22 protein-coding genes are annotated in these 24,195 nt (G+C 33.0%); 18 read left to right on the top strand and 4 right to left on the bottom strand.

Features of this window, described 5'->3' with window-relative positions; translation table 11 throughout:
• Positions 1 to 361: 361 nt before the first annotated feature.
• Positions 362 to 1,102, top strand: a complete 741-nt coding sequence (locus QMG60_RS12365) for a DUF6882 domain-containing protein (RefSeq protein WP_134141081.1) — start codon at positions 362 to 364, stop codon at positions 1,100 to 1,102.
• 135 nt (positions 1,103 to 1,237) lie between these two features.
• Here QMG60_RS12365 and QMG60_RS12360 read toward each other — a convergent pair whose 3' ends face one another.
• Complete coding sequence (locus QMG60_RS12360) at positions 1,238 to 1,891, bottom strand: NUDIX domain-containing protein (RefSeq protein ID WP_057118556.1); 654 nt, start codon at positions 1,889 to 1,891, stop codon at positions 1,238 to 1,240.
• 7 nt (positions 1,892 to 1,898) lie between these two features.
• Here QMG60_RS12360 and pyrE point away from each other — a divergent pair, with 7 nt between their 5' ends.
• Both pyrE and QMG60_RS12350 read left to right on the top strand, forming a co-directional pair.
• Positions 1,899 to 2,546: an orotate phosphoribosyltransferase gene (gene pyrE / locus QMG60_RS12355; RefSeq protein WP_057118557.1), complete on the top strand. Its 648-nt coding sequence runs from the start codon at positions 1,899 to 1,901 to the stop codon at positions 2,544 to 2,546.
• A gap of 236 nt (positions 2,547 to 2,782) precedes the next feature.
• On the top strand, positions 2,783 to 3,175 hold the full coding sequence (locus QMG60_RS12350; protein WP_095954711.1) for an orotate phosphoribosyltransferase: 393 nt from the start codon (positions 2,783 to 2,785) through the stop codon (positions 3,173 to 3,175).
• A 209-nt stretch (positions 3,176 to 3,384) separates the two neighbouring features.
• Here the strand turns inward: QMG60_RS12350 and QMG60_RS12345 are convergent, their stop codons facing one another.
• A complete protein-coding gene (locus tag QMG60_RS12345; RefSeq protein WP_281865075.1) occupies positions 3,385 to 4,113 on the bottom strand; it encodes a biotin--[acetyl-CoA-carboxylase] ligase in 729 nt (242 codons plus the stop codon).
• 94 nt (positions 4,114 to 4,207) lie between these two features.
• On the opposite strand from QMG60_RS12345, the gene rsfS reads away from it, so the two are divergent.
• From rsfS to QMG60_RS12305, 8 genes are all read left to right on the top strand, one after another.
• On the top strand, positions 4,208 to 4,579 hold the full coding sequence (gene rsfS, locus QMG60_RS12340; protein ID WP_007809313.1) for a ribosome silencing factor: 372 nt from the start codon (positions 4,208 to 4,210) through the stop codon (positions 4,577 to 4,579).
• A 15-nt stretch (positions 4,580 to 4,594) separates the two neighbouring features.
• Entirely contained in the window at positions 4,595 to 6,520 is a 1,926-nt protein-coding gene (gene ftsH / locus QMG60_RS12335) for an ATP-dependent zinc metalloprotease FtsH (protein WP_057118560.1), read from the top strand.
• Positions 6,521 to 6,637: 117 nt separating this feature from the next.
• On the top strand, positions 6,638 to 7,243 hold the full coding sequence (locus tag QMG60_RS12330; protein WP_057118561.1) for a hypothetical protein: 606 nt from the start codon (positions 6,638 to 6,640) through the stop codon (positions 7,241 to 7,243).
• 1 nt (position 7,244) lies between these two features.
• Positions 7,245 to 8,135: a phosphatidate cytidylyltransferase gene (locus QMG60_RS12325; RefSeq protein ID WP_134141075.1), complete on the top strand. Its 891-nt coding sequence runs from the start codon at positions 7,245 to 7,247 to the stop codon at positions 8,133 to 8,135.
• Positions 8,125 to 8,778: a phosphatidylserine decarboxylase family protein gene (locus QMG60_RS12320; protein ID WP_057118563.1), complete on the top strand. Its 654-nt coding sequence runs from the start codon at positions 8,125 to 8,127 to the stop codon at positions 8,776 to 8,778. Before QMG60_RS12325 ends, QMG60_RS12320 begins: the two co-directional genes overlap by 11 nt.
• Positions 8,779 to 9,048, top strand: coding sequence for an acyl-CoA-binding protein (locus QMG60_RS12315; RefSeq protein WP_057118564.1), 270 nt, complete (start codon positions 8,779 to 8,781; stop codon positions 9,046 to 9,048). It abuts the gene before it with no gap.
• Positions 9,049 to 9,056: 8 nt separating this feature from the next.
• Positions 9,057 to 9,836, top strand: coding sequence for a superoxide dismutase (locus tag QMG60_RS12310; RefSeq protein WP_057118565.1), 780 nt, complete (start codon positions 9,057 to 9,059; stop codon positions 9,834 to 9,836).
• Positions 9,837 to 9,902: 66 nt separating this feature from the next.
• Positions 9,903 to 10,961: a glycoside hydrolase family 130 protein gene (locus tag QMG60_RS12305; protein WP_281865074.1), complete on the top strand. Its 1,059-nt coding sequence runs from the start codon at positions 9,903 to 9,905 to the stop codon at positions 10,959 to 10,961.
• A gap of 70 nt (positions 10,962 to 11,031) precedes the next feature.
• Here the strand turns inward: QMG60_RS12305 and QMG60_RS12300 are convergent, their stop codons facing one another.
• Positions 11,032 to 12,903, bottom strand: coding sequence for an alpha-amylase family protein (locus tag QMG60_RS12300; protein ID WP_281865073.1), 1,872 nt, complete (start codon positions 12,901 to 12,903; stop codon positions 11,032 to 11,034).
• 294 nt (positions 12,904 to 13,197) lie between these two features.
• On the opposite strand from QMG60_RS12300, the gene QMG60_RS12295 reads away from it, so the two are divergent.
• From QMG60_RS12295 to QMG60_RS12265, 7 genes are all read left to right on the top strand, one after another.
• Complete coding sequence (locus QMG60_RS12295; protein ID WP_082586835.1) at positions 13,198 to 14,862, top strand: OstA-like protein; 1,665 nt, start codon at positions 13,198 to 13,200, stop codon at positions 14,860 to 14,862.
• Between the two features lie 312 nt (positions 14,863 to 15,174).
• Positions 15,175 to 16,368 carry an aspartate aminotransferase family protein gene (locus QMG60_RS12290; RefSeq protein WP_281865072.1) on the top strand — a complete coding sequence of 398 codons (1,194 nt, stop codon included), beginning with the start codon at positions 15,175 to 15,177 and terminating at the stop codon, positions 16,366 to 16,368.
• 261 nt (positions 16,369 to 16,629) lie between these two features.
• Entirely contained in the window at positions 16,630 to 18,024 is a 1,395-nt protein-coding gene (locus tag QMG60_RS12285) for a tetratricopeptide repeat protein (protein ID WP_057118569.1), read from the top strand.
• Between the two features lie 2 nt (positions 18,025 to 18,026).
• Complete coding sequence (locus tag QMG60_RS12280; protein WP_057118570.1) at positions 18,027 to 18,779, top strand: shikimate dehydrogenase; 753 nt, start codon at positions 18,027 to 18,029, stop codon at positions 18,777 to 18,779.
• A 67-nt stretch (positions 18,780 to 18,846) separates the two neighbouring features.
• Positions 18,847 to 19,593, top strand: coding sequence for a hypothetical protein (locus tag QMG60_RS12275; RefSeq protein WP_057118571.1), 747 nt, complete (start codon positions 18,847 to 18,849; stop codon positions 19,591 to 19,593).
• 247 nt (positions 19,594 to 19,840) lie between these two features.
• Positions 19,841 to 21,820 (top strand): DUF349 domain-containing protein, encoded by a 1,980-nt coding sequence (locus QMG60_RS12270; RefSeq protein ID WP_281865071.1) that lies wholly within the window; start codon positions 19,841 to 19,843, stop codon positions 21,818 to 21,820.
• Between the two features lie 569 nt (positions 21,821 to 22,389).
• Positions 22,390 to 22,809 carry an OsmC family protein gene (locus QMG60_RS12265; protein WP_134141064.1) on the top strand — a complete coding sequence of 140 codons (420 nt, stop codon included), beginning with the start codon at positions 22,390 to 22,392 and terminating at the stop codon, positions 22,807 to 22,809.
• A 72-nt stretch (positions 22,810 to 22,881) separates the two neighbouring features.
• On the opposite strand, the gene QMG60_RS12260 is transcribed toward QMG60_RS12265, so the two are convergent.
• Positions 22,882 to 24,150 (bottom strand): tetratricopeptide repeat protein, encoded by a 1,269-nt coding sequence (locus QMG60_RS12260; RefSeq protein ID WP_057118574.1) that lies wholly within the window; start codon positions 24,148 to 24,150, stop codon positions 22,882 to 22,884.
• Positions 24,151 to 24,195: the final 45 nt, after the last annotated feature.

Below are 24,195 nucleotides of genomic sequence, written 5' to 3'. Positions count from 1 at the left end.
TTTTTCTCTTTAGAGTGGTTTTGAAAAACGTTAAGATCGCAAAGCGAGAGACGTTTGTGACGAGATAATATATTCCATAGGAATATCTCACCGGTAGAAAAAAAATATCGTTTTGATGAATGTGTCCTGTAGGGACACCTGTTTATGGACATAATTACTCCGTTAATCAAACGTTCCTAAGGAACGTATAACTGTAATTCATTTTTTTTTCTACCGGTGAGACATTCCTACGGAATGAGTTTTTTAATTGCAAAGTTCAAAATTCACAAAGCAAGTATAAATTTAATTAACGTTTTTCTGACTTATTTTAAAAGTTATATATTTGAAAACATCAATTTAAAATTCTAAAAATCATAAAGAAATGGGACTATTCAACAATCTTTTTAAAAAGAAAGAAGAAAATACAGAATCAACTACTAATCAGCCAAACAATACTATACACTTCGCATCTGAAAATGATTTTTTAGAAAAATTTGGAGCAATTGCTTTGGAAAAACAAAGAAATCTATTTGAGATAACTGGCGGCCTTTCTTGGAACGTCGATATGAATAAAGAAGAAATAACTTTTGGAGATGATCTTACATTTCCGATGCAGGTTTTGGGTTCTTTTTCACATTCTTCAGAAACATGGCTTTGGATTTGGGACAACAAAGCGGGAGGTTATGCAGAATCTGTTATGAAGCAAGCTCTTTTGTTAAAGAAATACGGCGAAGAAAATAATATTGATTTATTAACAGTTGGAAAATTTGATGCTACTCAGAACGATTTACATCTAATAGGAATGATTGCTGTTGAGATGTTTAATGCAAGTGGTTATTATCTTGGAAATTACGGTCAAGGGACGATGGTTGTTACCATTAAATCTGATGCAGTAGATAATGTTGAGAGCGAAGAATTAGCTCGAATTCTAACTGTTTTTCCAGAACTTATTTCAACATTTGAAATTCAAAACCACAAAAATGCTTTTACCAATTATCTTTCTCAAAAAGGTTATGAACTGACATCTAATGGAAATGAAATTAAAGCCGAAAAGAATGGAAATGTAATAAATGCGGTTTTTAATGATGATAATCTTTTGATAAAATTAAATGGTAATTCTTAATACGAAAGTGAAGTTCGCGTGAGGGATAGAGCCAAGCTACCGTAGTAGCGGCGAAAGCCCGACAGCAATAAAAAAAATACCCAATGAACGCAAAGTTGATTGGGTATTTTTTTTATTGGTGGCACGCCCCAATACTTAAATATCTGAATTTGGACCTGATCGATATGGAACAGGCGGTGCAATTTTTTCTACTCGAACTTCCTCTTCTTCAAACAACAATTTGATGTTTTCGTATGAGTTTTTAAGTGCTTCTTTGATTTGCTCTGGGTTTAGCCAAGCCACTTTTTCGATGCCTTCTTCTATTTGTCCGTGAGGAGTTCCCTCAAAATCTGAATGCATTTCGAACCAATGCGTGATTTTTAATTTGTATTTTCCGTTGCGTTTGAAAATATGATAGGTTTTTTGCAGTTTATTGATTATACGAAGTTTATTTACTCCAGTTTCTTCCTCTACTTCGCGCATGGCGGTTGCTTCAATGTCCTCGCCTTTCTCGATTCCGCCCTTTGGTAAATCCCATTTTCCGTTTCTAAAAATGAATAGAACCTCGCCTTTCTTGTTGTACACAAAGCCTCCGCCAGCTTTATTTACTGGAATTTTGGCTTTAAGGGTTTTCATTATTTCACTTTCGTCGGGATGATATAAAATAGCTTTTTGAATTTTATTTTGAAAAATTTTTATGATAAGCTGTTCGATATCAATGCTCTCCAACAAGAACAATTGGAAATCTGTTTCTTTCGAGATTTCATTTGTCAAAAAAAGTGGTTTGTCGTTTACAAAAACTTTATACATTTGTACTATGATTTTTAATAAAGATACTGCCGAAAAAACAGCCGAATTGCTTTTGCAAATAAATGCAATTAAATTGAATCCCGAAAATCCTTTTACATGGGCTTCTGGTTGGAAATCTCCTATTTATTGTGATAATAGGTTAATTCTTTCATTTCCGAGCATCAGAAACTATGTTCGTGATGAGTTTGCTAAGAACATCGAAAAACAATTTGGAAAACCCGATGTGATCGCTGGTGTTGCCACTGGAGCCATTGGAGTTGGAATTTTGGTTGCCGAAAGTTTAGGACTTCCATTCGTATACGTGCGTCCGGAGCCTAAAAAACACGGAAGACAAAACCAAGTTGAAGGTTTTTTACAAAAAGGACAAAATGTTGTAGTTGTCGAAGATTTAATTAGTACTGGAAAAAGCAGTTTGATGGCTGTGGAAGCTTTAAGAAGCGAAGGTGCGAACATTAAAGGTATGGCGGCGATTTTTACATATGGTTTTGGCATTGCTGAAGAAAATTTTAAAGAAGCTAATATTGATTTATTTACTTTGAGCAACTACGAAAATTTATTAGACTTGGCGGTTCAAAAACAATATATCACTGAAGATCAGCAATCGACTCTGCTGGAGTGGAATGAAAGCCCGTCAACTTGGGGACAAGAGGAGTAATTTTAGATTTTAGTCCCGAAGCCTCGGGATAGATTTTAGATTTTAGATTTTAGATTTTAGATTTTAGATTTTAGATTTTAGATTTTAGATTTTAGATTTTAGATTTTAGATTTTAGATTTTAGATTTTAGATTTTCTAAAAAATCGCTTCGCTCTTTTTTGGAATTTGGAATTTAAAAAATTGGAATTTATTTTTTTGCTCTTTGTCACTTTAAATAATAAAAAAATAAAAAATATATGAACTTAGAAAGTCCAAAAGTTACTGTTCAGAAATCAGCTCAAGATTTATTCGATCAATTGACTGATGTTAAGAATTTTGAAAAATTAATGCCGGATAATATCGCTAAATTTGAAGTGACTGGTGAAGACGCTTTTATTTTTGGATTGAAAGGGATGCCTGAAATCAAATTGAAAATGAAAGACAAAGTGGCTCCAAACAAAATTGTTTTGGGTGCAGCAAGTGACAAACTTCCGTTTACTTTGACTTCAAACATTGACAGCATTTCTGATTCTGAAAGTGCAGTTCAATTGTTTTTTGAAGGAGAGTTTAATGCTATGATGGCAATGATGGTTAAAGGACCAATCAGCAAATTCATCGAAACTCTAGCAAATAATATGAATAAGCTTTAATAATGGTTAATTATTAATTGTGAATTATAAATGAAAGGCCTGATTTTATTATCGGGCTTTTTTTTGAATGCCACGAAGGCGCTAAGGCACAAAGTTTTTTATTTCATGCAGATTCTACTCATTCAAACATATTTCTTTAAGTCATAAAACTTAGCGTCTTCGCTTTCAAAAAAAAACTTAGAATCTTAGCATCTCAGAACCTTAGCAACTTAGTAAAGCATTTTAACCTCCTTTATATCAAATTCTACAACAGAATCATCTTCTAATAAAACCTGCAATTTTCCAATTGGAGAAACGCCTTGAATGATTCCCATGAAATTTTGATCGTTGAGGTTTTTGAAAGGCATTGGAACTCCTTTTTTGAATAAAGAATTAAAATAATCGGTCCATAAATCTTTTGCAGAAGTCTGCCATAACTGTATTTTCTCCTTTATTTTTTCTACTATTAAAATTGCTAATTCTTCTTTATCAAAAGATTTACCTGAAATTACTGCTAGAGAAGATGCATTTGGCAAATCTGCATAATCAGTTTGGTTTACGTTCATCCCTATTCCGACAACTGACACGATCCTGCCATCGCTTTTTATGGTGTTTTCGATTAGTATGCCAACCAATTTCTTATTGTATGACAGAATGTCGTTTGGCCATTTTATGCATATATCAGGAATATTTAACGATTTTAGCACTTCTGTAACTGCTAATGAAACAACGACACTTAAATTAAAGACTTGTTCGTTATTAAATAGAAAATCCTTTACCAATACACTCATAATTAAGTTTTTACCAGCTTCAGACTCCCACTTTCCTCCCATTTGTCCTTTGCCTTTTGTCTGATTTTCAGCTGTTACCACAGTAAAATTCTCTAGTTGATCCTGACTTGACAATGCCTTCAGGAAATCATTTGTTGAATCTATGGCATCGAGTTTGATTAGTTTCATTAAATAATTTAGATAACTTAATTTAATATTTTGTTAAGGTTCAAAAATAATCACAAAATTTGGTAACTTTACAAATTCACATATAAAATAATTCATGGCGAAAAAGACGATTAATAATGATGTTCTACTGGCGAACATAATCAAAGGGATTGAGGAAGTAAAAGGAAATGATATCGATATTCTTGACTTAAGAGAAATAGATACAGCTGTATGCGACTATTTTGTAATTTGCAACGGTAGCTCAAATACCCAAGTTAACGCCATCGTAAACTCAATTCAAAAAACAGTATCAAAAGACTTAAAAGATAAACCTTGGCACGTAGAAGGAACCGATAATGCAGAATGGGTTTTAATGGATTATGTACACATTGTAGTACATGTTTTCCAGAAACATATTCGCGAATATTACAATATCGAGAGCCTTTGGGGTGATGCCAAAATAACTACAATCGAAAATAAATACTAAAGAAACTTTCATTAAATGGCTAAAGATAATAATCCAAATCCGAATAAATTTAAAATAAGTCCTTGGTTAATATATACCGCAATACTTTTAGTTTTTTTATTTATAAGTTTTGCTACCGGAGGATCTAGCTTAAGCGAACCTGCTCAATTAACTTCTTCTAAATTCAACACGCTTTTAGAAAAAGGCCAGATTGAAAAAGTTATTGTGTACAACAAAGCTGAGGCTGAAGTATATTTAAATGCTGCGGCTCTTAAAGACCCGTCAAATAAAAAAGTTGCTGAAGATATTTTCAAACAGCCAAACAAAGGTCCGCACTATACGCTGGAAATTGGTAATGATCAAATATTTCAAACAAAACTTGAAAAAGCGGTTAGCGAGGGCAAACTGAAAGATTTTAATTTCCTTCAAAAAAACAATTGGAGCGATATTTTAATCAGCTTACTTCCTATCATCATCATTGTTGGTGTATGGATTTTCATCATGCGTAAAATGTCTGGCGGAGGTGCTGGAGGCGGCGGACAGATTTTCAATATCGGAAAATCTAAAGCCAAACTATTCGATGAAAAAACAGATATCAAAACTACGTTTAAAGATGTTGCTGGTTTAGAAGGTGCTAAAGAAGAAATTCAAGAAATTGTTGAATTCCTTAAAAACCCTGAAAAATATACCAATCTGGGAGGTAAAATTCCAAAAGGTGCTCTACTTGTAGGACCTCCAGGAACTGGTAAAACTTTATTGGCAAAAGCTGTTGCCGGTGAGGCTCAGGTACCTTTCTTCTCTTTATCAGGTTCTGATTTCGTTGAGATGTTTGTAGGAGTTGGAGCTTCACGTGTACGTGATTTATTCAAACAAGCAAAAGAAAAATCTCCTGCTATCATTTTCATCGATGAGATTGATGCTGTTGGTAGAGCAAGAGGAAAAAGCAATATGTCTGGCGGAAATGACGAAAGAGAAAACACTTTGAACCAATTACTAACAGAAATGGATGGTTTTGGGACAAACTCTAACGTAATTGTATTAGCTGCAACCAATAGAGCTGATGTCCTTGACAAAGCTTTAATGCGTGCAGGACGTTTTGACAGACAGATTTTTGTAGACTTACCAGATATTCGCGAAAGAGCTGAAATCTTTAAAGTACACTTAGCTCCTATCAAAAAAGTTGAAGGTCTAGATTTAGATTTCTTAGCTAAACAAACTCCAGGTTTTTCGGGTGCAGATATTGCAAACGTTTGTAACGAAGCTGCCTTAATTGCTGCACGTAACAACAAAGCTGCTGTTGACAGACAAGATTTCCTTGACGCAGTTGATAGAATTATCGGTGGTTTAGAAAAGAAAAACAAAATTATAACTCCAGAAGAGAAAAGAGCAATTGCTATTCACGAAGCTGGACATGCAACTGTAAGCTGGATGCTAGAGCATGCTGCGCCACTTATCAAGGTAACTATTGTACCTCGTGGACAAAGTTTAGGAGCTGCTTGGTATTTACCAGAAGAGAGACAAATCGTTAGAACAGATCAAATGTTAGATGAAATGTGTGCTACTATGGGTGGTAGAGCTGCAGAGAAAGTAACTTTCGACAGAATTTCAACTGGTGCTTTGAGCGATTTAGAAAAAGTAACGCGTCAAGCTCGTGCTATGGTAACGATCTACGGATTGAACGATAAAATCGGAAATGTTACTTATTATGATTCAACTGGACAAAGCGAGTATAACTTCTCGAAACCATATTCTGATGAAACAGCAAAAATTATTGATGCTGAAATTTCAGAGTTAATCGAAGGTCAATACCAGAGAGCGATTCAAATCTTAGAAGAAAACAAAGACAAACTAAATCAACTAGCTGATATTCTGATTGAAAAAGAAGTTATCTTTAAAGATGATCTAGAAAATATTTTTGGAAAACGAACTTTTGACAAAAATTTGGAAGAAGTAGTTTCATAAATAATTTACGAAATACGTAATAATTTTTTAAAATCTTAATTCAAAATACCCTTTTGAATTAAGATTTTTTTATCTTTGAACGTTTTCAATTAACATGTAAAGTATTTCATATAAAAAATGAATTTTTTCAAAAAAATATTTGGCTCAAGCGAAGCCGCTTCTGACGAAGAGAATGAAAGCGAATATGCAGGTACATCTGCACAGAACAGTCATTTATCTTTAGACGAGCAATTTATTTTCAATTTCAAAAAAAATGGAGGTAAGTTCTTGTACTGCGAAAACACTGAAGAAGTTGCTGAACAGTTTGAAAACATATTAGAAGAAAATGATTGGTTTGAAAGTGAAGTTTTGTGTTATGAGTCAGCTTTGTTTAGTTTATTAGAAGAAAATAAATTATTTTACATTGCTCCTTCTAAACCAAAATTTTTATTGGCAAGCTGTGAAAACCTTATTGCTGATGAAGGTTCAATTTTATTTTCATCAAAACAAATTAGACAAAATAAACCAAACGAATTACCTGCAAATATTGTTATTATAGCTACAACCAGCCAGATCCTTCCAATGAAAAGCGACGGATTGAGCGCTATAAAACGTAAATACGAAAGAGACTACCCTACTAATATCACTACCATAAAATATTTCGAAAAAGCCAAAGAAGAAGACTTTACGCAATACGGAAGTGTTGCCAAGAATCTTTATTTATTGCTTTTAGAAGATCTTTAAGATGAATGAAACACTGAAGAGAACCATTTCTGGTGCTGTTTATATCGCTTTATTACTAACTTCGATATTGTTTTCTACCGAAAGCTTCATTACACTTTTTGGTATTTTCTTAATTATAACTCTTTACGAATTTTCTAATCTCGTTAATTTAAACAAAGTATTTTCTATACTTTTTGGAATGTCAATTTATGCGGCAACAATTCTCATAAGTCATTACAACAAACAGACTAGTAAATTTATAAACGATACTTTTAATTCTAATATTACTTTAGAAACCAACATCAAACAGCTGGATTTAATTCTTTTGGCAGTTACACTAGTCGTTTCTATAAAATGTATTATATTCTTATTTTATGATTCAGTTCAAAAAATAAGCACTTCTTCAAAATATTTATATTTGCTTGGCTACATTACACTTCCTTTTATTTTTATCGTTAAAATCTCATTCGGAACTAATGACTATAATCCGAAAATTATTCTTGGATTATTTGTTTTGATTTGGACTAATGATACTTTTGCGTATTTAGTTGGAAAATCAATCGGTAAGCATAAATTGTTCGAACGTGTTTCCCCAAAAAAAACTATTGAAGGTTTTCTTGGCGGTGTTGTTTTTGCAGCTTTTGCAGGTTTTTTAATCTCAAAACTGTACATTCAGCCCAATCCTGAATTTAGCAATAAATCAATTTTAATCTGGACGATAATTGCTTTAATTGTAAGCATTTTTGGGACTATTGGAGATTTGATTGAATCCAAATTTAAAAGAATTGCAGGCGTAAAAGACAGTGGCTCGATAATGCCGGGACACGGAGGTATTTTAGATCGATTAGATAGTGTTATATTTGTAGCACCAATTATATTTTTATTTTATCAAATTTTATATTATGTTTCATAAAGAAGGAGGCCCGTCCATTTTATTAGGTGTAGTTTTTACAGTCGTTGTGGTTTTATTAGCCGAAAAATTTATTGATATCAATTGGCTTAGAACTCTAGTTCAAATTGCAGCGCTTTTAGTTTTGATCATTATCTTGCAATTTTTTAGAAATCCTAAAAGAATTGCAATTAAGAACAGCGATCATATCCTTGCTCCTGTTGATGGAAAAGTTGTGGTTATCGAAGAAGTTTATGAGGGAGAATATTTTAAGGATAAACGTTTACAGGTTTCTATTTTTATGTCTCCTATCAATGTTCACGTAACTCGTTACGCGATGGATGGTATCATTAAATTTAGCAAATACCACCCTGGAAAATTTCTTGTTGCATGGCATCCAAAAGCGAGTGAAGAAAACGAAAGAACTACTGTAGTTATCGAAAATGAAACATTTGGCGCTATTCTATACAGACAAATCGCTGGAGCATTGGCTCGTAGAATTGTAAATTACGCCAAAGAAGGAATGCAGGTTGTTCAAGGAACAGATGCTGGTTTCATTAAATTTGGATCAAGAGTAGATTTATTTTTACCTTTAGGTACACCTATCAACGTTGAATTGAATCAAAAAGCGATTGGTGGAAAAACAATTATTGCTACGAAAGCATAAATGGCTGAGAAAGATTTAGATATTCGCTTTGCGGAAGCTGTAGAAATTGCAATGACAATGACTCAGGCTTCACTGCCGCAAGATGTGCAGTTAAGACTTTACGCTTTTTACAAACAGGCAACTTTTGGTACAGCAGTTTACAATCAATCTGAAAATTTTGATTTGAGAGATGCGTTCAAAACTAATGCCTGGATGCAGATTAGTCATATGTCAATTGATGAAGCGAAAGAAAATTATATCGAGATCATTAACTCATTATCATCAAAATAAATAACATTATGAAGAAAAACGTTGTTCTATTTAGCACTTTAGCTTCATTTTTACTATTATTTTCCTGCAAAGAAGATAAGCTGACCGAAGTTGTTGAGGTTCCTCTTCCGACTAAAGAAGAGAAAATAACTATTGGTTCGCCAAATGATGTTAAAGCTGATCCCGGTTCTTTTGAAATGACAAAATTGTCCTTTAATTATGACGGTCTTGCACCTGCAATTCGAACTTTGACTTTAGAAACTCATTATTCTAAACATTATTTATCTTACACAAACAATTTTAATAAAGAAATTGTTTCTACAGAATTTGAGAATATGCCTATTGAGGATATTTTGAAAAAGATGGATTTAAATAATGCCAAACTTCGTCAGAATGCTGGAGGATATTACAACCATACGCTTTATTTTAATGTTTTAACTCCAAAAGAGCAAACTCCAAAAGATACTCTTGCCGGTTCTATTAATAAAGAATTTGGCTCTTTCAACAATCTAACGAATCAATTTAAAGCGCAGTCAGAAAAGCAATTTGGTTCTGGATGGGTTTGGTTAGTAGTTGACCGATATGGAAAACTTCAAATTACAACAACTCAGGATCAAGACAATCCGTTAATGAAAAATGCATTAATTCCAGGAACACCTATTTTAGGAATTGATCTTTGGGAACATGCCTATTATCTAGATTATCAAAACCGAAAAGGAAGTTATATTGATGCTTTTTATGAACATATTAATTGGGAAAAAGTAAACGAATATTATGTTGAAGCGCTCAAAAAGGTTAAAAAAGTATAGAAAAAAAGCTGGTACGAATTAAGTATCAGCTTTTTTTTATACCTTTTATGTACTTATACGAACATTATGAAAGATATTGCCAAGCGTTTTGCAGAAAATCCTATAATTTCACCATCCGATTTACCGCCAAGCAGAGAAGGATTAGAAATAACTTGTTTACTTAATCCTGGCGTATTTCAATTTCAAAATAAAATCTGGCTTGCAGTAAGGGTTGCCGAAAGACCAACGCAAGCAGAAAACATTATCTCATTTCCTATACTTACAGAAACAGGTTTAATAGAAATTATAGAAATTCTTAAAGATCACCCCGAACTTATTGCCACAGATGCCCGTGTAATTAATTATCAGGGAATTGATTACCTAACTACTTTATCACATATACGCTTGCTATGCAGTGATGATGGAAAACAATTTTACGAACCTGAAAACTATCCCTATTTAGTTGGTGAAGGAATTCTGGAAACTTTCGGAATTGAAGATTGCCGCGTTTCTCTCATTGAAGGAAAATATTACCTGACATTTACTTCGGTATCTTCTAATGGTGTTGGAGTTGGTTTACGAACTACAACAGATTGGAAGAGCTTTCAAAAACACGGAATGATATTTCCTCCCCACAATAAAGATTGTGCAATTTTCGAAGAAAAAATAAACGGCTTATTCTATGCCTTACATCGTCCGAGCAGTGTAGATATTGGTGGAAATTATATTTGGATTGCTTCTTCTCCTGATGGCATACATTGGGGAAATCATAAATGTATTATTAAAACCAGAAAAGGCAATTGGGACAGTAAAAGGGTCGGCGCTGGCGCAGCACCAATAAAGACAGAATTTGGATGGCTGGAAATTTATCATGGTGCTAACGAATTTCACCAATACTGTCTAGGCGCTTTTTTAATGGATTTAGAAAATCCTTCAAAAGTAATTTCGAGAACAGAAACTCCTATTATGTTTCCTAAAACAGATTATGAATTAAGCGGCTTTTTTGGCAATGTGGTTTTTACAAATGGTCATATCATAGAACCTGATGGAGACACTCTTACTGTTTACTATGGAGCTTCTGATGAATTTGTCTGCGGTGCTAAGTTTTCAATTAAAGAAATCCTTTCACTTCTAATAGAACTTTAAAAAAATAAACCTGCTTAGATTCAATAAGTTCTAAGCAGTTCTTATTTTAAACACTTTTTTTAATTACTTCTTAGTTTACTTCATAAATAAATGATTCAGAAGGTTTTATTTTAACTCGTGCTGAAGCTTCACCATTTTTGACTGTAAGATAAGTTTTGCTCTCTGAATACAATTTATCTACAAGCACATAAGAACCATCTTTTAGATTCCATTTTGAAATAACCGATGAAGGAATTTTTAAGTCAAATTCACTTTCTTTCTCAGAAGAGAAATTAGTAATTACAACCAATTTTTGTTTTTCAGACCAGCGAGCATAAGAATACAACAAAGCATCATAACCTTCATTATTTTGGCGATTTGCAGATTGAATCTCTTCAAAACTTCCCATCAAAGCGCTGCTGTTAATGGTAAAATTCAATAACCGTTTGTAAAAATCACGAAGCTTTTTTTCAGAATCAGAAAGCTGTCCGCCGTCAAATTTTCCGTCGTTCATCCAACGCTGATGATTCGGAACTCCGATATAATCAAAAATAGACGTTCTGGAAGGTTTTCCAAAACCAGCATCTTCATTTCCAGCCTCTCCTACTTCTTGTCCAAAATAAATCATTGTCGGCGAAGTGCTTATAGTTGCCGAAACAACCATTAGTGGCTTTCCTCTTTCTGGAGTTCCTGCAAAATCAGGACTTGCCAAACGCTGTTCATCATGATTATCCAAGAAATGAAGCATATGATGTTCGATATCCGACATTCTGTTTTGAATCTCGGTCAATTCATCTGGTGAAGATTTTCCTCGAATAACATCTTTCAATTTATCGTAAGTCTCTACTTTATCATATAAATAATCCATTTTTCCTAAATGGATGTAATTGCGGTATTCATTAGGGTTATAAACTTCTGCCAGTAAAAATGAATTGGGATTTTCCATTTTAATGGAAGAGTTCATATAACTCCAAAATTCGTACGGAACCATTTCTGCCATATCATAACGGAAACCGTCAACTCCTTTTGCTGTCCAATACAAGGCAATATCTCTGAATTTCTTCCAAGAATCAGGCACATCTTTATCCTGCCAAAAAGCAAAATGCTCTTTATACGATTTCTGATCAAAACCAGCTGGAAGCTCAGGAAAATCTTTAGTTCCGTCAGGGCGCACGCCGTAATTTACCTTCACGGTTTCATACCAGTCATTTTGATCTGGTTTAATTTTACGAGATCCGTTTCCTGTCCATTTAGCCGGATTTTCATCAAACTTTCCATCAATAAGCGGATGTTTTTCTCCATTTAATGGAATATCTCCATCTGGAATTTCAAAATGTTCTTTTGGAATATAGTAGAAATTATTATCTCGTTTGTATTCAACATTCACATCATCATCGGCACCAAAATCTTTTACTCCTGCTGGATTCGATTTTCCTTCGTATTTACGAGCAATATGATTGGGAACAATATCGATAATTACTTTCAAACCTGCATTATGTGTCCGCTTAACCAAGGCTTCAAATTCTTCTAAACGCTTCGCTGGGTTTTCGGCCAAATCTGGATTTACATTATAATAATCCTTAACGGCATATGGAGATCCTGCACGTCCCTTAACTACTTCTGGATCATCATTTGATATTCCGTAAGCTGTATAATCACGTACCAGAGCATGATGAGGAACGCCGGTATACCAAATATAAGTAACTCCTAAATCTTTTATTTCGTGTAGCACTTTATCTGTAAAGTCATTAAACTTTCCAACACCATTTTCTTCTATGGTTCCCCAAGGTTTATTTGTTTTATTTTTATTCCCAAATAGGCGTGTAAAAACTTGATAGACTACAACCTTTTTTTCGGCTGCCGTTTCTTCTTTTGCTGTACTCATTTTTAATTCTTGTGTTTTACAAGCCGAAAATAGTACAGTTAACGTAATTCCTGCTGTAATTAATCTTTTACTTATCATATAATTGCTGTGCTAACTAAATATAGTCTTTAAATTTTAAAGCTCCTAAATAGAACGCATTAAAAACTATTTTCTAAATGTAACTCATTTTTTAAAATTCAGAACCAACTCTTTTTAATTTGCATCATTTTGAAGTTGGAATAGCGCAACTACAACGTGAGAGTTGTATGTTTTGTTGAAAAAATAAATGAAGCAGAATTTGTCATTTGAAGTGTTGATGACTTATTATAAATTAATCCTAATAACAGTCATAGGTTGTAACCTTTTTTATAAATTTGACAAAAATTTAATCAGTTGAAGAAATCACTCTTTTTCATATTTATTTGTCTGTCTTTTTTAAGCGTTCAATTTACTTTCGCGCAAGCAAAAAAAACTGCTAAGGCTCCAAAAACTATCGTTATTGAGAACGCTGATTTTTCTGATGTCGATCAGGTCAATGTTCCAGATGCGCTTTTACTAACAGGAAATGTAAAAGTAAATCATGACGGCGTTGTATTAACTTGTAATAAAGCCTATTTTTTTCAAAAAGAGAATTATTTAAAAGCTTTTGGAAATGTACAATTAGTGCAGGGTGATACTTTGTTCTTAAACAGTAAATATGCAGAATACAGCGGTAATGAAAAAAAAGCTTTCGCAACAGGAAATGCTGTTTTGACTTCACCAGATGCGACTTTGCAGACGGATACCATTAATTTTGACAGAAATATTCAAGAGGTTTTTTATAATACTAAAGGAACAATTGTAAACAAAGACAATACTTTGGTCAGTAAATCTGGAAGATATTATGTGGAACAAAAGAAATTTCAGTTTTTAACGGAAGTTACTATTACGAATCCAAAATATGTAATCAAATCGAATCATTTGGATTATTACAGTAATTCTGGCCATACTTATCTTTTTGGCCCTTCAACAATTACGAGTAAAGCTAATTACATTTATACCGAAAAAGGATTTTACGATACGAAGAAAAACCTAGCTCATTTTCTGAGGAAATCCTATATTAAATATGACGATAGGCGTATTGAAGGCGATAGTTTATTTTATAATCGAAATACCGAATTTGCATCGGCAACTCGAAATGTAAAAATCACAGATTCTATAAATAAAGGAATTGTAAAAGGACATTATGCCGAACTTTACAAACTGAAAGATTCCATGTTTGTTACGAAAAGAGCCGTTGCAATCAATTTGGTTGAAAATGATTCCGTTTATATTCACGGACAAAAGCTGCTGGTTACAGGAAAGGAAGGCGAAAGAATTTTAAGAGCTTTTAAAAATGTTCGTTTCTATAAAATAGATATGAGCGGAAAATGTGATTCTATACATTCTGACTCTAAAAGTGCTCTGACGAAGTTAATTGGAAATCCGATTTTATGGAACGGAGAAAGCCAAATCACAGGAGATGTGATGCATTTGATAGGCGATAATAAAACACGAAAAATAGATTCGTTAAAAGTCCTCAATAATACTTTTCTAATCTCCAAGGATACGCTCGGAACGGGCTATAACCAAGTAAAAGGACTCAATTTATTTGGAAAATTCAGGGATGGAAAACTGCATGATGTAGATGTCGTCAAGAATACAGAAGTTATCTATTTTATGCGGAACGACGCCAATGAGCTTATCGGAATTAATAAAAATGTCAGCAGTAAAATCAATTTGATTTTAGAGAATAATGCTGTTGAAACTATTACTTTTTACAATAAAGTTGACGGCGATATTTTCCCTGAAGACGAACTTCCTGAAAACGCCCGAAAGCTGCGAGGAATGGTTTGGCGCGGCGATGAAAGAATAAAATCTAAGGATGATATTTTTACCGCAGAAGATAATGAAATGAACGATAAACTGATTAAAGAAGGAAAAGACGAAGAAGAGAAAGGAAAAGATACTCCAATGAAAGTGCGAAAAGAAACTTTGAATTACGATAAGAAGAAGCCTGCGGTTAAGAGCAGTAAGTAAGCGGTCAGTATTCAGTCGCAGTTTTCAGTATCAGTCACTGTTTAGAGTTCTTTGCGATTTTTTAGTCGGAGTAAGAGTATGCAGTACTTTACGAATTATTATTTTCTAAAAGTTAACCTAAGCGTAAAGTAAAAAAACCTTTGCAACTCTGAACCTTAAAAAAGTTTTCAGTCGCAGTCGCAGTTTACAGTCTTTTGCGAATTATGAACTCACAAAAGTTAACCTAAGCGTAAAGTTAGAAAACCTTAGAACCTCAGTACCTTTGCTACTTTGAACCTTAGAAAACCTTTGCAACTTTGAACCTTAAAAAAAATGAATCCAGATTTTATAAAATACCAGGCACAAACTTCTCCTTACCCATTAGGAATGGAAGTTTCGCACGCCATCGGATCTTACATATACGACACCAACGATAAAAAATATTTAGATTTTGTAGCCGGCGTTTCGGCTTGTACTTTAGGACATCAACATCCGAGAGTTAATCAAGCTATCAAAGATCAATTGGATAAATATTCGCATGTAATGGTTTATGGAGAATATTCGCAAAGTCCAGCAGTTCAATATTGTAAATTGATGGCTTCTCTCCTGCCAGAATCTTTAAATAAAACCTATTTAGTCAATTCGGGTACAGAAGCAATAGAAGGCGCTTTAAAATTGGCCAAAAGAACCACAGGACGCAGTCAGCTTATTTCTTGTCATAATGCTTATCATGGTAACACAATGGGTTCTATGAGTGTTATGGGATTTGAAGAACGCAAACAGGCCTTCAGACCTCTGCTTCCAGATGTTGATTTTATCACTTTTAATAACGAAGAAGATTTACAAAAAATAACAACCCGAACTGCAGCAATTCTGTTAGAAACTATTCAAGGAGGCGCAGGATTTATTCAGCCGGAAAACAATTTTCTGCAAAAAGTCCGAAATCGCTGCGATGAGGTTGGAGCTTTGATGATTGTAGATGAAATCCAGCCAGGTTTTGGGAGAACTGGTAAACTATTTGGTTTTCAGAATTATGACGTTGTTCCTGATATTGTTGTCATGGGTAAAGGTATGGGCGGCGGAATGCCGGTTGGTGCTTTTACTGCTTCTGCAGAAAGAATGGATCTTCTTACCGAAAATCCAAAATTAGGGCATATAACCACTTTTGGAGGCCACCCTGTCATTGCGTCAGCTTGTTTGGCTACTTTGCAGGAATTAACTGAAACAAATTTAATGGCAGAAACATTGGAGAAGGAAAAACTCTTCAGATCGCTTTTGGTACATCCTTTGATAACAGAAGTTAGAGGAAAAGGATTAATGCTGGCTGCAATGACAGAATCGGCAGAAATTACCAACGAAGTCATTTTAAGCTGTCAAGACAAAGGTCTTATATTATTCTGGCTTTTGTTTGAAGGATGTGCTATAAGAATTACACCTCCTTTGACCATCTCAGAAGATGAAATTAAAGAAGGCTGTGCAATTATTTTAGACGTTATTGATGAAGTAATGAAAAAGAATAACAAATAAAAAACGCACTTCTTTTAACTACTTAAGAAACATTAAGTTATATTTAATTCAATTAGATTAAAGTAAAAACTTTCCAGCATTAATTAAAAAAAGAATAAAACCGAAGTTAATCCCTTAATATAAAAGGAGATTTCTTCCCAAAATAAAATAAAAAACGCTATATATTGTTAATTAAATTGTTCAAAACAATTAATTCTCTTTCCTTACAACAATTATATGGTTGCCTAAATTTATAACAGGCTAATTTCAAAAATACGAAGTATGCAATTAAGCAACGAAGAAGAAGATTATAACCTATCCTTATCCAAATTTGAGTCGATGTTAAAAACTAACAAAGTACTCTTTTTTGATTCTGAAGAATTTGAAGAAATAATTCTTCATTATTTAGATATAGGCAAGGCTAATTTAGCAAAAAAGGCCTTGAAACTTGCATTAGACCAACATCCTAAATCTACAGGCTTAAAATTAGTACAAGTAGAAATGCTGGTTTATGATGATAAACTCGACATTGCTGAAAAGCTTTTGAATGAGTTGTATGCAATTGAACCCAACAACGAGGAAATCTATATCCAAAAAGCCAATATCTGTTCTAAAAGAGATCAGCACGAAAAAGCGGTTGAACTGTTAAAAATCGCACTGCAGTACACTGATGACTATGCAGATGTGTATAACTTGATTGGAATGGAGTATCTTTTTATGGATAACCTTGAAATGGCAAAAGAGAGTTTTATCAAATGTCTTGAAGAAGACTTAGAAGACCAATCTGCTCTTTATAACGTGGTATATTGTTTTGAATTTTTAGATCAAAATCAAGAAGCTATTGCTTATTTAAATGATTACATCAACAAAAATCCTTACAGCGAAATTGCCTGGCATCAGCTTGGGCGTCTTCATTATGGCGTTAAAGAGTATGAAAATGCCATTCGTGCATTTGATTATGCAACGCTGATTGATGATGAGTTCTTGGGCGCTTTTATGGAAAAAGCAAAAGCTTACGAACGTCTGAAAAAATACAATGATGCAATTGAGAGCTATAACAGAACTATCGAGCTGGACGATGCAACATCTTATGCCCTGCTTCGAATTGGTAAATGTTATGAAAAACTTGGAAATTTAGCGAAAGCGATTCAATACTACAATCAAACGGTTCACGAAGATCCGTTATTGGATAAAGGATGGATTGCGATTACCGATTTTCATCTCCGCCAGAAAAACTATCAAAAAGCATTGTTTTTTGTGAATAAAGCTTTGGCAATTGACAATCAAAATCGTTTGTACTGGAAAAGATATGCGACTATCAATAAACACATGAATTTCTTTGAAGAAGCCGAATTTGGTTTTAGAAAAGCGGTTGAGTTTGGAGATTACGCATTAGACACTTGGTTGTATTGGGTTGATATTCTTCAGTTTTTAGGAGAATTTGAAAGCGCTATTCAGACTTTATTACAAGCTTCAGAATATTTCCCTGAAGAAAATGAAATCGAATATCGTTTAGCCGGATTATACTTTATGATTCAAGATAATACAAAAGCTAAATTTCATTTAAGCAATGGTTTACGTCTAAATTTTGACAACTATATCTTAATTGAAGACTTGTTTCCAGTAGTATGGGCAAAGAAAACAGTAAAAAATTATATAGAAAAACATCGTAAATAATAATGGTTGATATTTTATTAAGAAGACGTTTTGGATTATTGGGCCGTAACATCAGCTACTCTTTTTCAAAAGGTTACTTTACAGAAAAATTTAATAATGAAGTTTTTGCTGGCAACAGCTATGAAAATTTTGACATTTCTGAAATTAATTACTTTACTGAATTGATCAAAAACAATCCAGATTTAAAGGGCTTAAATGTCACTATTCCATATAAAGAACAAGTTATTCCTTTCTTAGATAAACTATCAAAAAAAGCATCTTTAATTGGTGCAGTAAATACTATAAAATTTACCAAAAACGGTAAACTAAAAGGATACAATACAGATTATTATGGTTTTAAAAAATCGCTTAAACCATTATTAGAACCACATCACAAAAAAGCTTTGATTTTGGGAACTGGCGGGGCTTCTAAAGGTGTGGCGTTTGCTCTTGACGAACTTGACATTCCCTATACTTTCGTTTCAAGAGAAGCCAAAGAAAACATTATAGATTACGATTTGATCAATGCCACAACATTTGACAATTTTCAAATTATAATCAATTGTACTCCAGTTGGTACAAGCCCAAATATTGAAGCTTGTCCAAATCTGCCTTATGAATTCTTTACAGAAAAACATATTGCATACGATCTGATTTACAATCCGGCAGAAACAACTTTTTTGAAAAAAGCAAAAGAACAAGGAGCTGTTATAAAAAATGGCCACGACATGCTGATATTTCAAGCTGAGAAAGCCTGGAAAATCTGGAACAAATAAAACATAGGATAAAAATAAAATGTTAACGTATTTTTTGTAATTTTAAACCACTTATTAACAGGTGGTTATGAATAAAATACAATTACTTAGCATTTTATTTTTTTTATTTAACAATCTCCTTTCCGCTCAAGAAATCGATACTTTACAAAGTCCTTTTTCTGAGCCTCGTTATCATTATTTTCTCAAAACAATTATTTTATTTGACGAATATTTAGATACTGATAACGGATCATATAATACCACACAAGTTCGAGTTTTACTGCCAATAGGAAATAAAGCCTGGAACTTACGTTTCGATCTTCCGCTAATTTCTGCAAATACCAATTCAATCAACAAGACAGCCATTGGAGATGTAGGTATGGGCGTCAGTTATATTCCATATCTTAAAAATAATAACGGAATAGCTTTACGTACAAGAGTTTATGCCAATACCGCAGCAGACCCGAATTTCGGAACTGGAAAATGGGTGGCTATGCCGGCTGTTATTTTTGGAAAATATTTCAATCAAAAGAAATTTCTCTGGATTTCGACTTTAGAATATCAAGGTAGTTTTGCTGGACAAAATGAGCGAGATGATATCAGCGTCACACTTTTTGAAAATGTATTACTTTACTTTTTTGGAAAAAACTGGGTTGCTGCCGATGCTGCTTTTAGATACAATGCTATTCTAGAAGGGTTTCAAAATAATGCTTTTGTTGAATTCGGCAGAAAGATCACTCCGACAAATTTAGTTTACATACATCCAAGCGCTGGATTTGGCGTTAATCGAACCTATAATTTTGGTATTGAAATGGGAGTATTAATCCTTTTTTAATATCAAAAAGAGAGCAGATACTTTATATATTTGTATTTATAAAAGAAAAACCTAAAAACAATATAAATTTAGAATTTATAGATACTTCAATAATTCAACAAAAATATATTCAACATTATAGCGAATAAGTCTAAAGAATAAGAATTTCATCGTAAAATACAGCATAAACAAGTGATTTATTTTGTATTTAGAAACACCTTTACTATCTTTCGCACTGTTAAAAACAAAAACCTTACACATTTTAAAGATGTTAGAAGAAAAGAATGACAACCTGCAAGAAGCAGACGGAAAATCAGGAATCGAAATAAACGATTCTACAACAAATGATGCAGCTGAAATATCTAATCCTGAAACTTTAGTCGAAGATTCAACTTCAGAAACTGAAGATTCATTAGATACTAATGAAAATGCACATCAAGAAGCGCTGGATGAAATTACAAATTCAAACGCAGCAGAAAGTGAAGACGAAACTTTAAAAGAGCGTCACGACATTCCTATGCAGGATTACAACACCTTTTCTTTGGATGCTCTTGTTGATGAACTTAAAAAACTGGTTAATACAGATAAAGTAATGTCTGTAAAAGATCATATTGAAGAAATTAAAAAAGCTTTTTTATTACAATATCACCATCTTCTAGAGGAAAAGAGAGAAGAATTTAATGCTTCTAATCCAGATCCAAGTGAAGAATTTGAATACCATTTACCTCTAAAATCAAAATTTGATGAATATTATAATATTTTTAGAGAGAAAAGAAATGTACACTTTAAACACTTACAAACTAATCTAAAAAGCAATTTAGAGAATCGTCTGGCAATTGTAGAAGAATTAAAAGAGTTAATCAATCCGCAGGAAAACATTAAAGATACTCTTAAACATTTTAATGAATTAAGAGAAAGATGGAAAAATGCCGGTGCAATTCCAAAAGACAAATACAATCACGTTTGGAATAACTACCATTTCCACGTTGAAAATTTCTACGACTACCTTCACTTAGATCGTGAAGCTCGAGATCTAGATTTCAAACACAACTTAGAATTAAAACAAAAAATAATCGCTCGAGTTGAAGAATTAGTAGAAAATGCTGATGTTAATAAAGCTTTCCGCGAACTACAGGATTTACACCGAATTTGGAAAGAAGAAATTGGGCCAGTTTCTAAAGAACATCGTGATGCTATTTGGAATAAGTTTAGTGAATTAACTAAAAAAATACACGACAAGAGAGAAGTACTGTTTGAAAGCCAAAGAGCTAACGAACAACAAAATCTTGAAGCTAAAAAAGAGATCATTGCCAAAATTGAAGTTTTGGGAACTGAGAAAGTAAATTCTCATTCACAATGGCTGGTACAGATTCAAAAAGTAGAAGACTTAAGAAATGAGTTTTTTGCAGCAGGAAAAGTTCCGTCAGAAGTAAATGAAGAAACTTGGGCTGCATTTAAAACAGCCGTTAGAAATTTCAATGCTTTTAAAAATTCTTTTTATAAGGATATTAAAAAAGACCAAAACGACAATTTAAATAAAAAATTAGCACTTGTTGCTAAGGCTAAAGAATTACAGGAAAGCACCGATTTTCAAGCTACAACTCCTGTAATGAAACAGATTCAAGAAGAATGGAAACAAATTGGTCATGTTCCTAAAAAATATTCAGATAAAATCTGGAAAGAATTTAAAGATGCCTGCAACCACTATTTTGATAAGTTAAAAGAACATAAATCTGAAGAAAACGGTGAAGAAGTAGCTGCTTTTGACAATAAAAAAGCATATTTAGAAACCCTAAGAGCTTTCCAGTTAACTGGAGATCACAAAACAGATTTAGATGCTATAAAAGCACATATTGAAACTTGGAAAGGTTTTGGAAAGGTTCCGTTTTCAAGACGCCATATAGAAGGAAAATTCAATAAAATTCTAGATGCCCTTTTTGAAAAATTAAGTTTGAGTAAAAAAGAAACCGAAATGATGCGCTTTTCTAATAGAATTGATTCTTTATCTGACAGCAACGACACACGTAAGTTAGACAACGAAAAAATATTCTTAATGCGTAAAATTGAAGAAGTTCAAAATGAAATTTTCCAATTAGAAAATAACATCCAATTTTTTGCAAATACTAAAAATGCTAAAAAAGAGAATTCAATTGTTCTTGAAGTCCGCAAAAACATTGCGATTCACAAAGAGAGCCTTGAAGTTTGGAAAGATAAATTGAAACAATTAAGAAACTTAGGTAAGGAATAGACTTTAGTTTATATTAATTTTATAAAGGAGTAATGCTATTTTCATTGCTCCTTTTTTTGTGGTTATGCTGGAGAGAGTTTTACCGCAAAGTTCGCTAAGCTTTTGTATCTATTGGTTTTTGTAAAACATTAAGTTCGCAAAGCTTTGTGTCAGCATTGTGATGTAGATCTTTGTCAAAATTTAAAACTTTGTTATCGGATAAACGACAACATTGTCGATAATTACTATTGAGGACAAAGCTTTGCGAACTTTGTGTTTTATAAAACTTCCTAATTAACAATATTAGCGTTCTTTGCGGTAAAACTTTTTAATATTTTCAATAGCAACGCGCTTCGACTTCGCGCAGCCTGACAAACGCGGCTAACATCCAGACTTGAAATCTGAACTTGAAACTTGAAAACTTAGAACCTTTTCACTTTTCACTTTTTACTTTTAACTTTTAACTTTTCACCTTCCCATAACAAATTCATAAAACTATTCTGAAAAATATTGTTTATATTTGATAGACACATCATTAATTGATAATCAACAAAATAACCTTTACAATATTAATTTTAATAACTACAGAAATGAAATTTACAAGAAAAGCAAATGCCAACTGGAAAGGAACCGGTATGGAGGGAACTGGGAAAATCAGCACACAAAGTACAACATTAGATAACGCACAATTATCTTTTAAAACTAGATTTGCTGACGGAGTTGGAACAAATCCTGAAGAATTAGTTGCTGCAGCGCATTCTGGATGCTTCACGATGCAATTAAGTTTTTTATTGAACGAAGCTGGCTTTACAGCAGATGATTTAAATACAGAAGCTACAGTAACTTTTGAAGATGGCTCTATAACTTTAATTCATTTAGATTTAAAAGGAAAAGTTCCTTCAATCTCTGCAGAAGAGTTTCAGGCTACAGCAGCAAAAGCAAAAGAAATCTGTCCGATTTCTAAATTATTAAATACCACTATTACTTTATCTGCGGAATTAATCAGCTAGAAAAATTATAGCTATAAAAAAAACCATTCGCATGCGAATGGTTTTTTTTATGTACTCTACTGAGTTTATTTATTACATTTTAGCTTTTAATGCTTTAGCTTCAGCAGTCATTTCAAGAGCACTGTAAACTCCTAATAATGTTTTAGAAACGTCTTCATTTTTAGGATCTAACTCGTTAGCTTTTTTAAGGTAAGGAATCACGCCTTTGAAAACACTTTCTCTTTGAGCTTTTAAAACATCGTAACGTTTCATGTCTTTAGCAGAAGTTCCCAATTTATTCATTTCATCAATGATTGGTTTTTCAGCTTCTAATTTCAATGCTGCAAGATTTAAGTAAGCGTTTGTATAATTAGGATTGATTTCTATTGCTTTTAAGTAATATTTCTCAGCATCTGCATTGTTTTTTGCACCTGCACTAATTACACCTAAGTTGAATACTAAATCAGCATTTTTTGGATCTTTTTCTAAAGCCTCGTTAACTAATTTTTTATACATTTCAAAATCCTTAGTTTCAAGATACAAATTAGCTTCAGTTAAAATTAATGAAGAATCATCTGGATTTGCTTTTCTAGCATCTGCGATAGCTTTCTTAGCTTCTTCTGTACGTCCTTTTTGAACTAAGATCAAAGCCAAGTTTTTGTAGATCTCACCTCTTTTTGAAGGAATAGCTTCAGTTTTTGGTTTTTCGTGAGTTCCTAATTTTACAGCCATATCTCTTTCTTTTGCATTTGCAAAACTATCATCATTTCCAGATGCTTTGTTTACAGCTGTATACATTGTTCCTTTTCCAGAGTAATTCAGTTTTTTCAACTCTTCATACATTGGTAAAGCAAGGTCAAAATCTTGTGCATTTACTGCAGTTGAAGCTGCATAATACAAGTTAATTGTATCGTTTTTGTCTAATGCATAAGCATCATATAATTTTTTTGCACCTTCTACATTTTTGTTAGCCTGAGTATCAGCAATAGCAGAATTAATTAATTTTGCTTTGATACTGCTGATTGAAGTCGCTGCCTGAGTAGAATATTTCTGTTTTCCAGAAGTTTTTTCAATTTCAATTAACTTTTTGTAACTCTCTGCAGAAAGTGATAGATTTTTGCTTGTTTCAATATTTTTATCAGCAAGTTCCAAATAAGCATTTCCTTTTACAAAATAGAATTGAGCCTGCTCTGTATCTTTAGCATTAGCAACCATATTTTCAGCATCGTTTAAGATGGTAACAGCTCCTTGAGCATCTCCTCCTTTTAAAGCCTTTTCAGCACTTTTAATTTGATCTTTTTGAGCAAAAGAAGCTACAGAGATCAATAACGCTGAAGCAAGTATTACATATTTACTTTTCATAGTGATATTTATTTGTATTTAATTTTCTTTTTTAATCTATTTTAA

Source organism: Flavobacterium sp. GSB-24, assembly GCF_027924665.1.
Classification (GTDB): domain Bacteria; phylum Bacteroidota; class Bacteroidia; order Flavobacteriales; family Flavobacteriaceae; genus Flavobacterium.
Note: the sequence above shows the minus strand (reverse complement) of the source record. Positions and strands in the feature narration are given on the sequence as shown.

What these genes read in the sequence shown, in the direction of transcription:
- QMG60_RS12290 (WP_281865072.1), top strand. Translation starts at nt 15,175, where the DNA reads ATGAATCCAGATTTTATAAAATACCAGGCACAAACTTCTCCTTACCCA.
- QMG60_RS12285 (WP_057118569.1), top strand. Translation starts at nt 16,630, where the DNA reads ATGCAATTAAGCAACGAAGAAGAAGATTATAACCTATCCTTATCCAAA.
- QMG60_RS12350 (WP_095954711.1), top strand. Translation starts at nt 2,783, where the DNA reads ATGAACTTAGAAAGTCCAAAAGTTACTGTTCAGAAATCAGCTCAAGAT.
- QMG60_RS12345 (WP_281865075.1), bottom strand. Translation starts at nt 4,113, where the DNA reads ATGAAACTAATCAAACTCGATGCCATAGATTCAACAAATGATTTCCTG.
- QMG60_RS12280 (WP_057118570.1), top strand. Translation starts at nt 18,027, where the DNA reads ATGGTTGATATTTTATTAAGAAGACGTTTTGGATTATTGGGCCGTAAC.
- QMG60_RS12275 (WP_057118571.1), top strand. Translation starts at nt 18,847, where the DNA reads ATGAATAAAATACAATTACTTAGCATTTTATTTTTTTTATTTAACAAT.
- rsfS (WP_007809313.1), top strand. Translation starts at nt 4,208, where the DNA reads ATGGCGAAAAAGACGATTAATAATGATGTTCTACTGGCGAACATAATC.
- QMG60_RS12265 (WP_134141064.1), top strand. Translation starts at nt 22,390, where the DNA reads ATGAAATTTACAAGAAAAGCAAATGCCAACTGGAAAGGAACCGGTATG.
- QMG60_RS12320 (WP_057118563.1), top strand. Translation starts at nt 8,125, where the DNA reads ATGTTTCATAAAGAAGGAGGCCCGTCCATTTTATTAGGTGTAGTTTTT.
- QMG60_RS12270 (WP_281865071.1), top strand. Translation starts at nt 19,841, where the DNA reads ATGTTAGAAGAAAAGAATGACAACCTGCAAGAAGCAGACGGAAAATCA.
- QMG60_RS12260 (WP_057118574.1), bottom strand. Translation starts at nt 24,150, where the DNA reads ATGAAAAGTAAATATGTAATACTTGCTTCAGCGTTATTGATCTCTGTA.
- pyrE (WP_057118557.1), top strand. Translation starts at nt 1,899, where the DNA reads ATGATTTTTAATAAAGATACTGCCGAAAAAACAGCCGAATTGCTTTTG.
- QMG60_RS12300 (WP_281865073.1), bottom strand. Translation starts at nt 12,903, where the DNA reads ATGATAAGTAAAAGATTAATTACAGCAGGAATTACGTTAACTGTACTA.
- QMG60_RS12325 (WP_134141075.1), top strand. Translation starts at nt 7,245, where the DNA reads ATGAATGAAACACTGAAGAGAACCATTTCTGGTGCTGTTTATATCGCT.
- QMG60_RS12360 (WP_057118556.1), bottom strand. Translation starts at nt 1,891, where the DNA reads ATGTATAAAGTTTTTGTAAACGACAAACCACTTTTTTTGACAAATGAA.
- QMG60_RS12365 (WP_134141081.1), top strand. Translation starts at nt 362, where the DNA reads ATGGGACTATTCAACAATCTTTTTAAAAAGAAAGAAGAAAATACAGAA.
- QMG60_RS12310 (WP_057118565.1), top strand. Translation starts at nt 9,057, where the DNA reads ATGAAGAAAAACGTTGTTCTATTTAGCACTTTAGCTTCATTTTTACTA.
- QMG60_RS12305 (WP_281865074.1), top strand. Translation starts at nt 9,903, where the DNA reads ATGAAAGATATTGCCAAGCGTTTTGCAGAAAATCCTATAATTTCACCA.
- ftsH (WP_057118560.1), top strand. Translation starts at nt 4,595, where the DNA reads ATGGCTAAAGATAATAATCCAAATCCGAATAAATTTAAAATAAGTCCT.
- QMG60_RS12315 (WP_057118564.1), top strand. Translation starts at nt 8,779, where the DNA reads ATGGCTGAGAAAGATTTAGATATTCGCTTTGCGGAAGCTGTAGAAATT.
- QMG60_RS12330 (WP_057118561.1), top strand. Translation starts at nt 6,638, where the DNA reads ATGAATTTTTTCAAAAAAATATTTGGCTCAAGCGAAGCCGCTTCTGAC.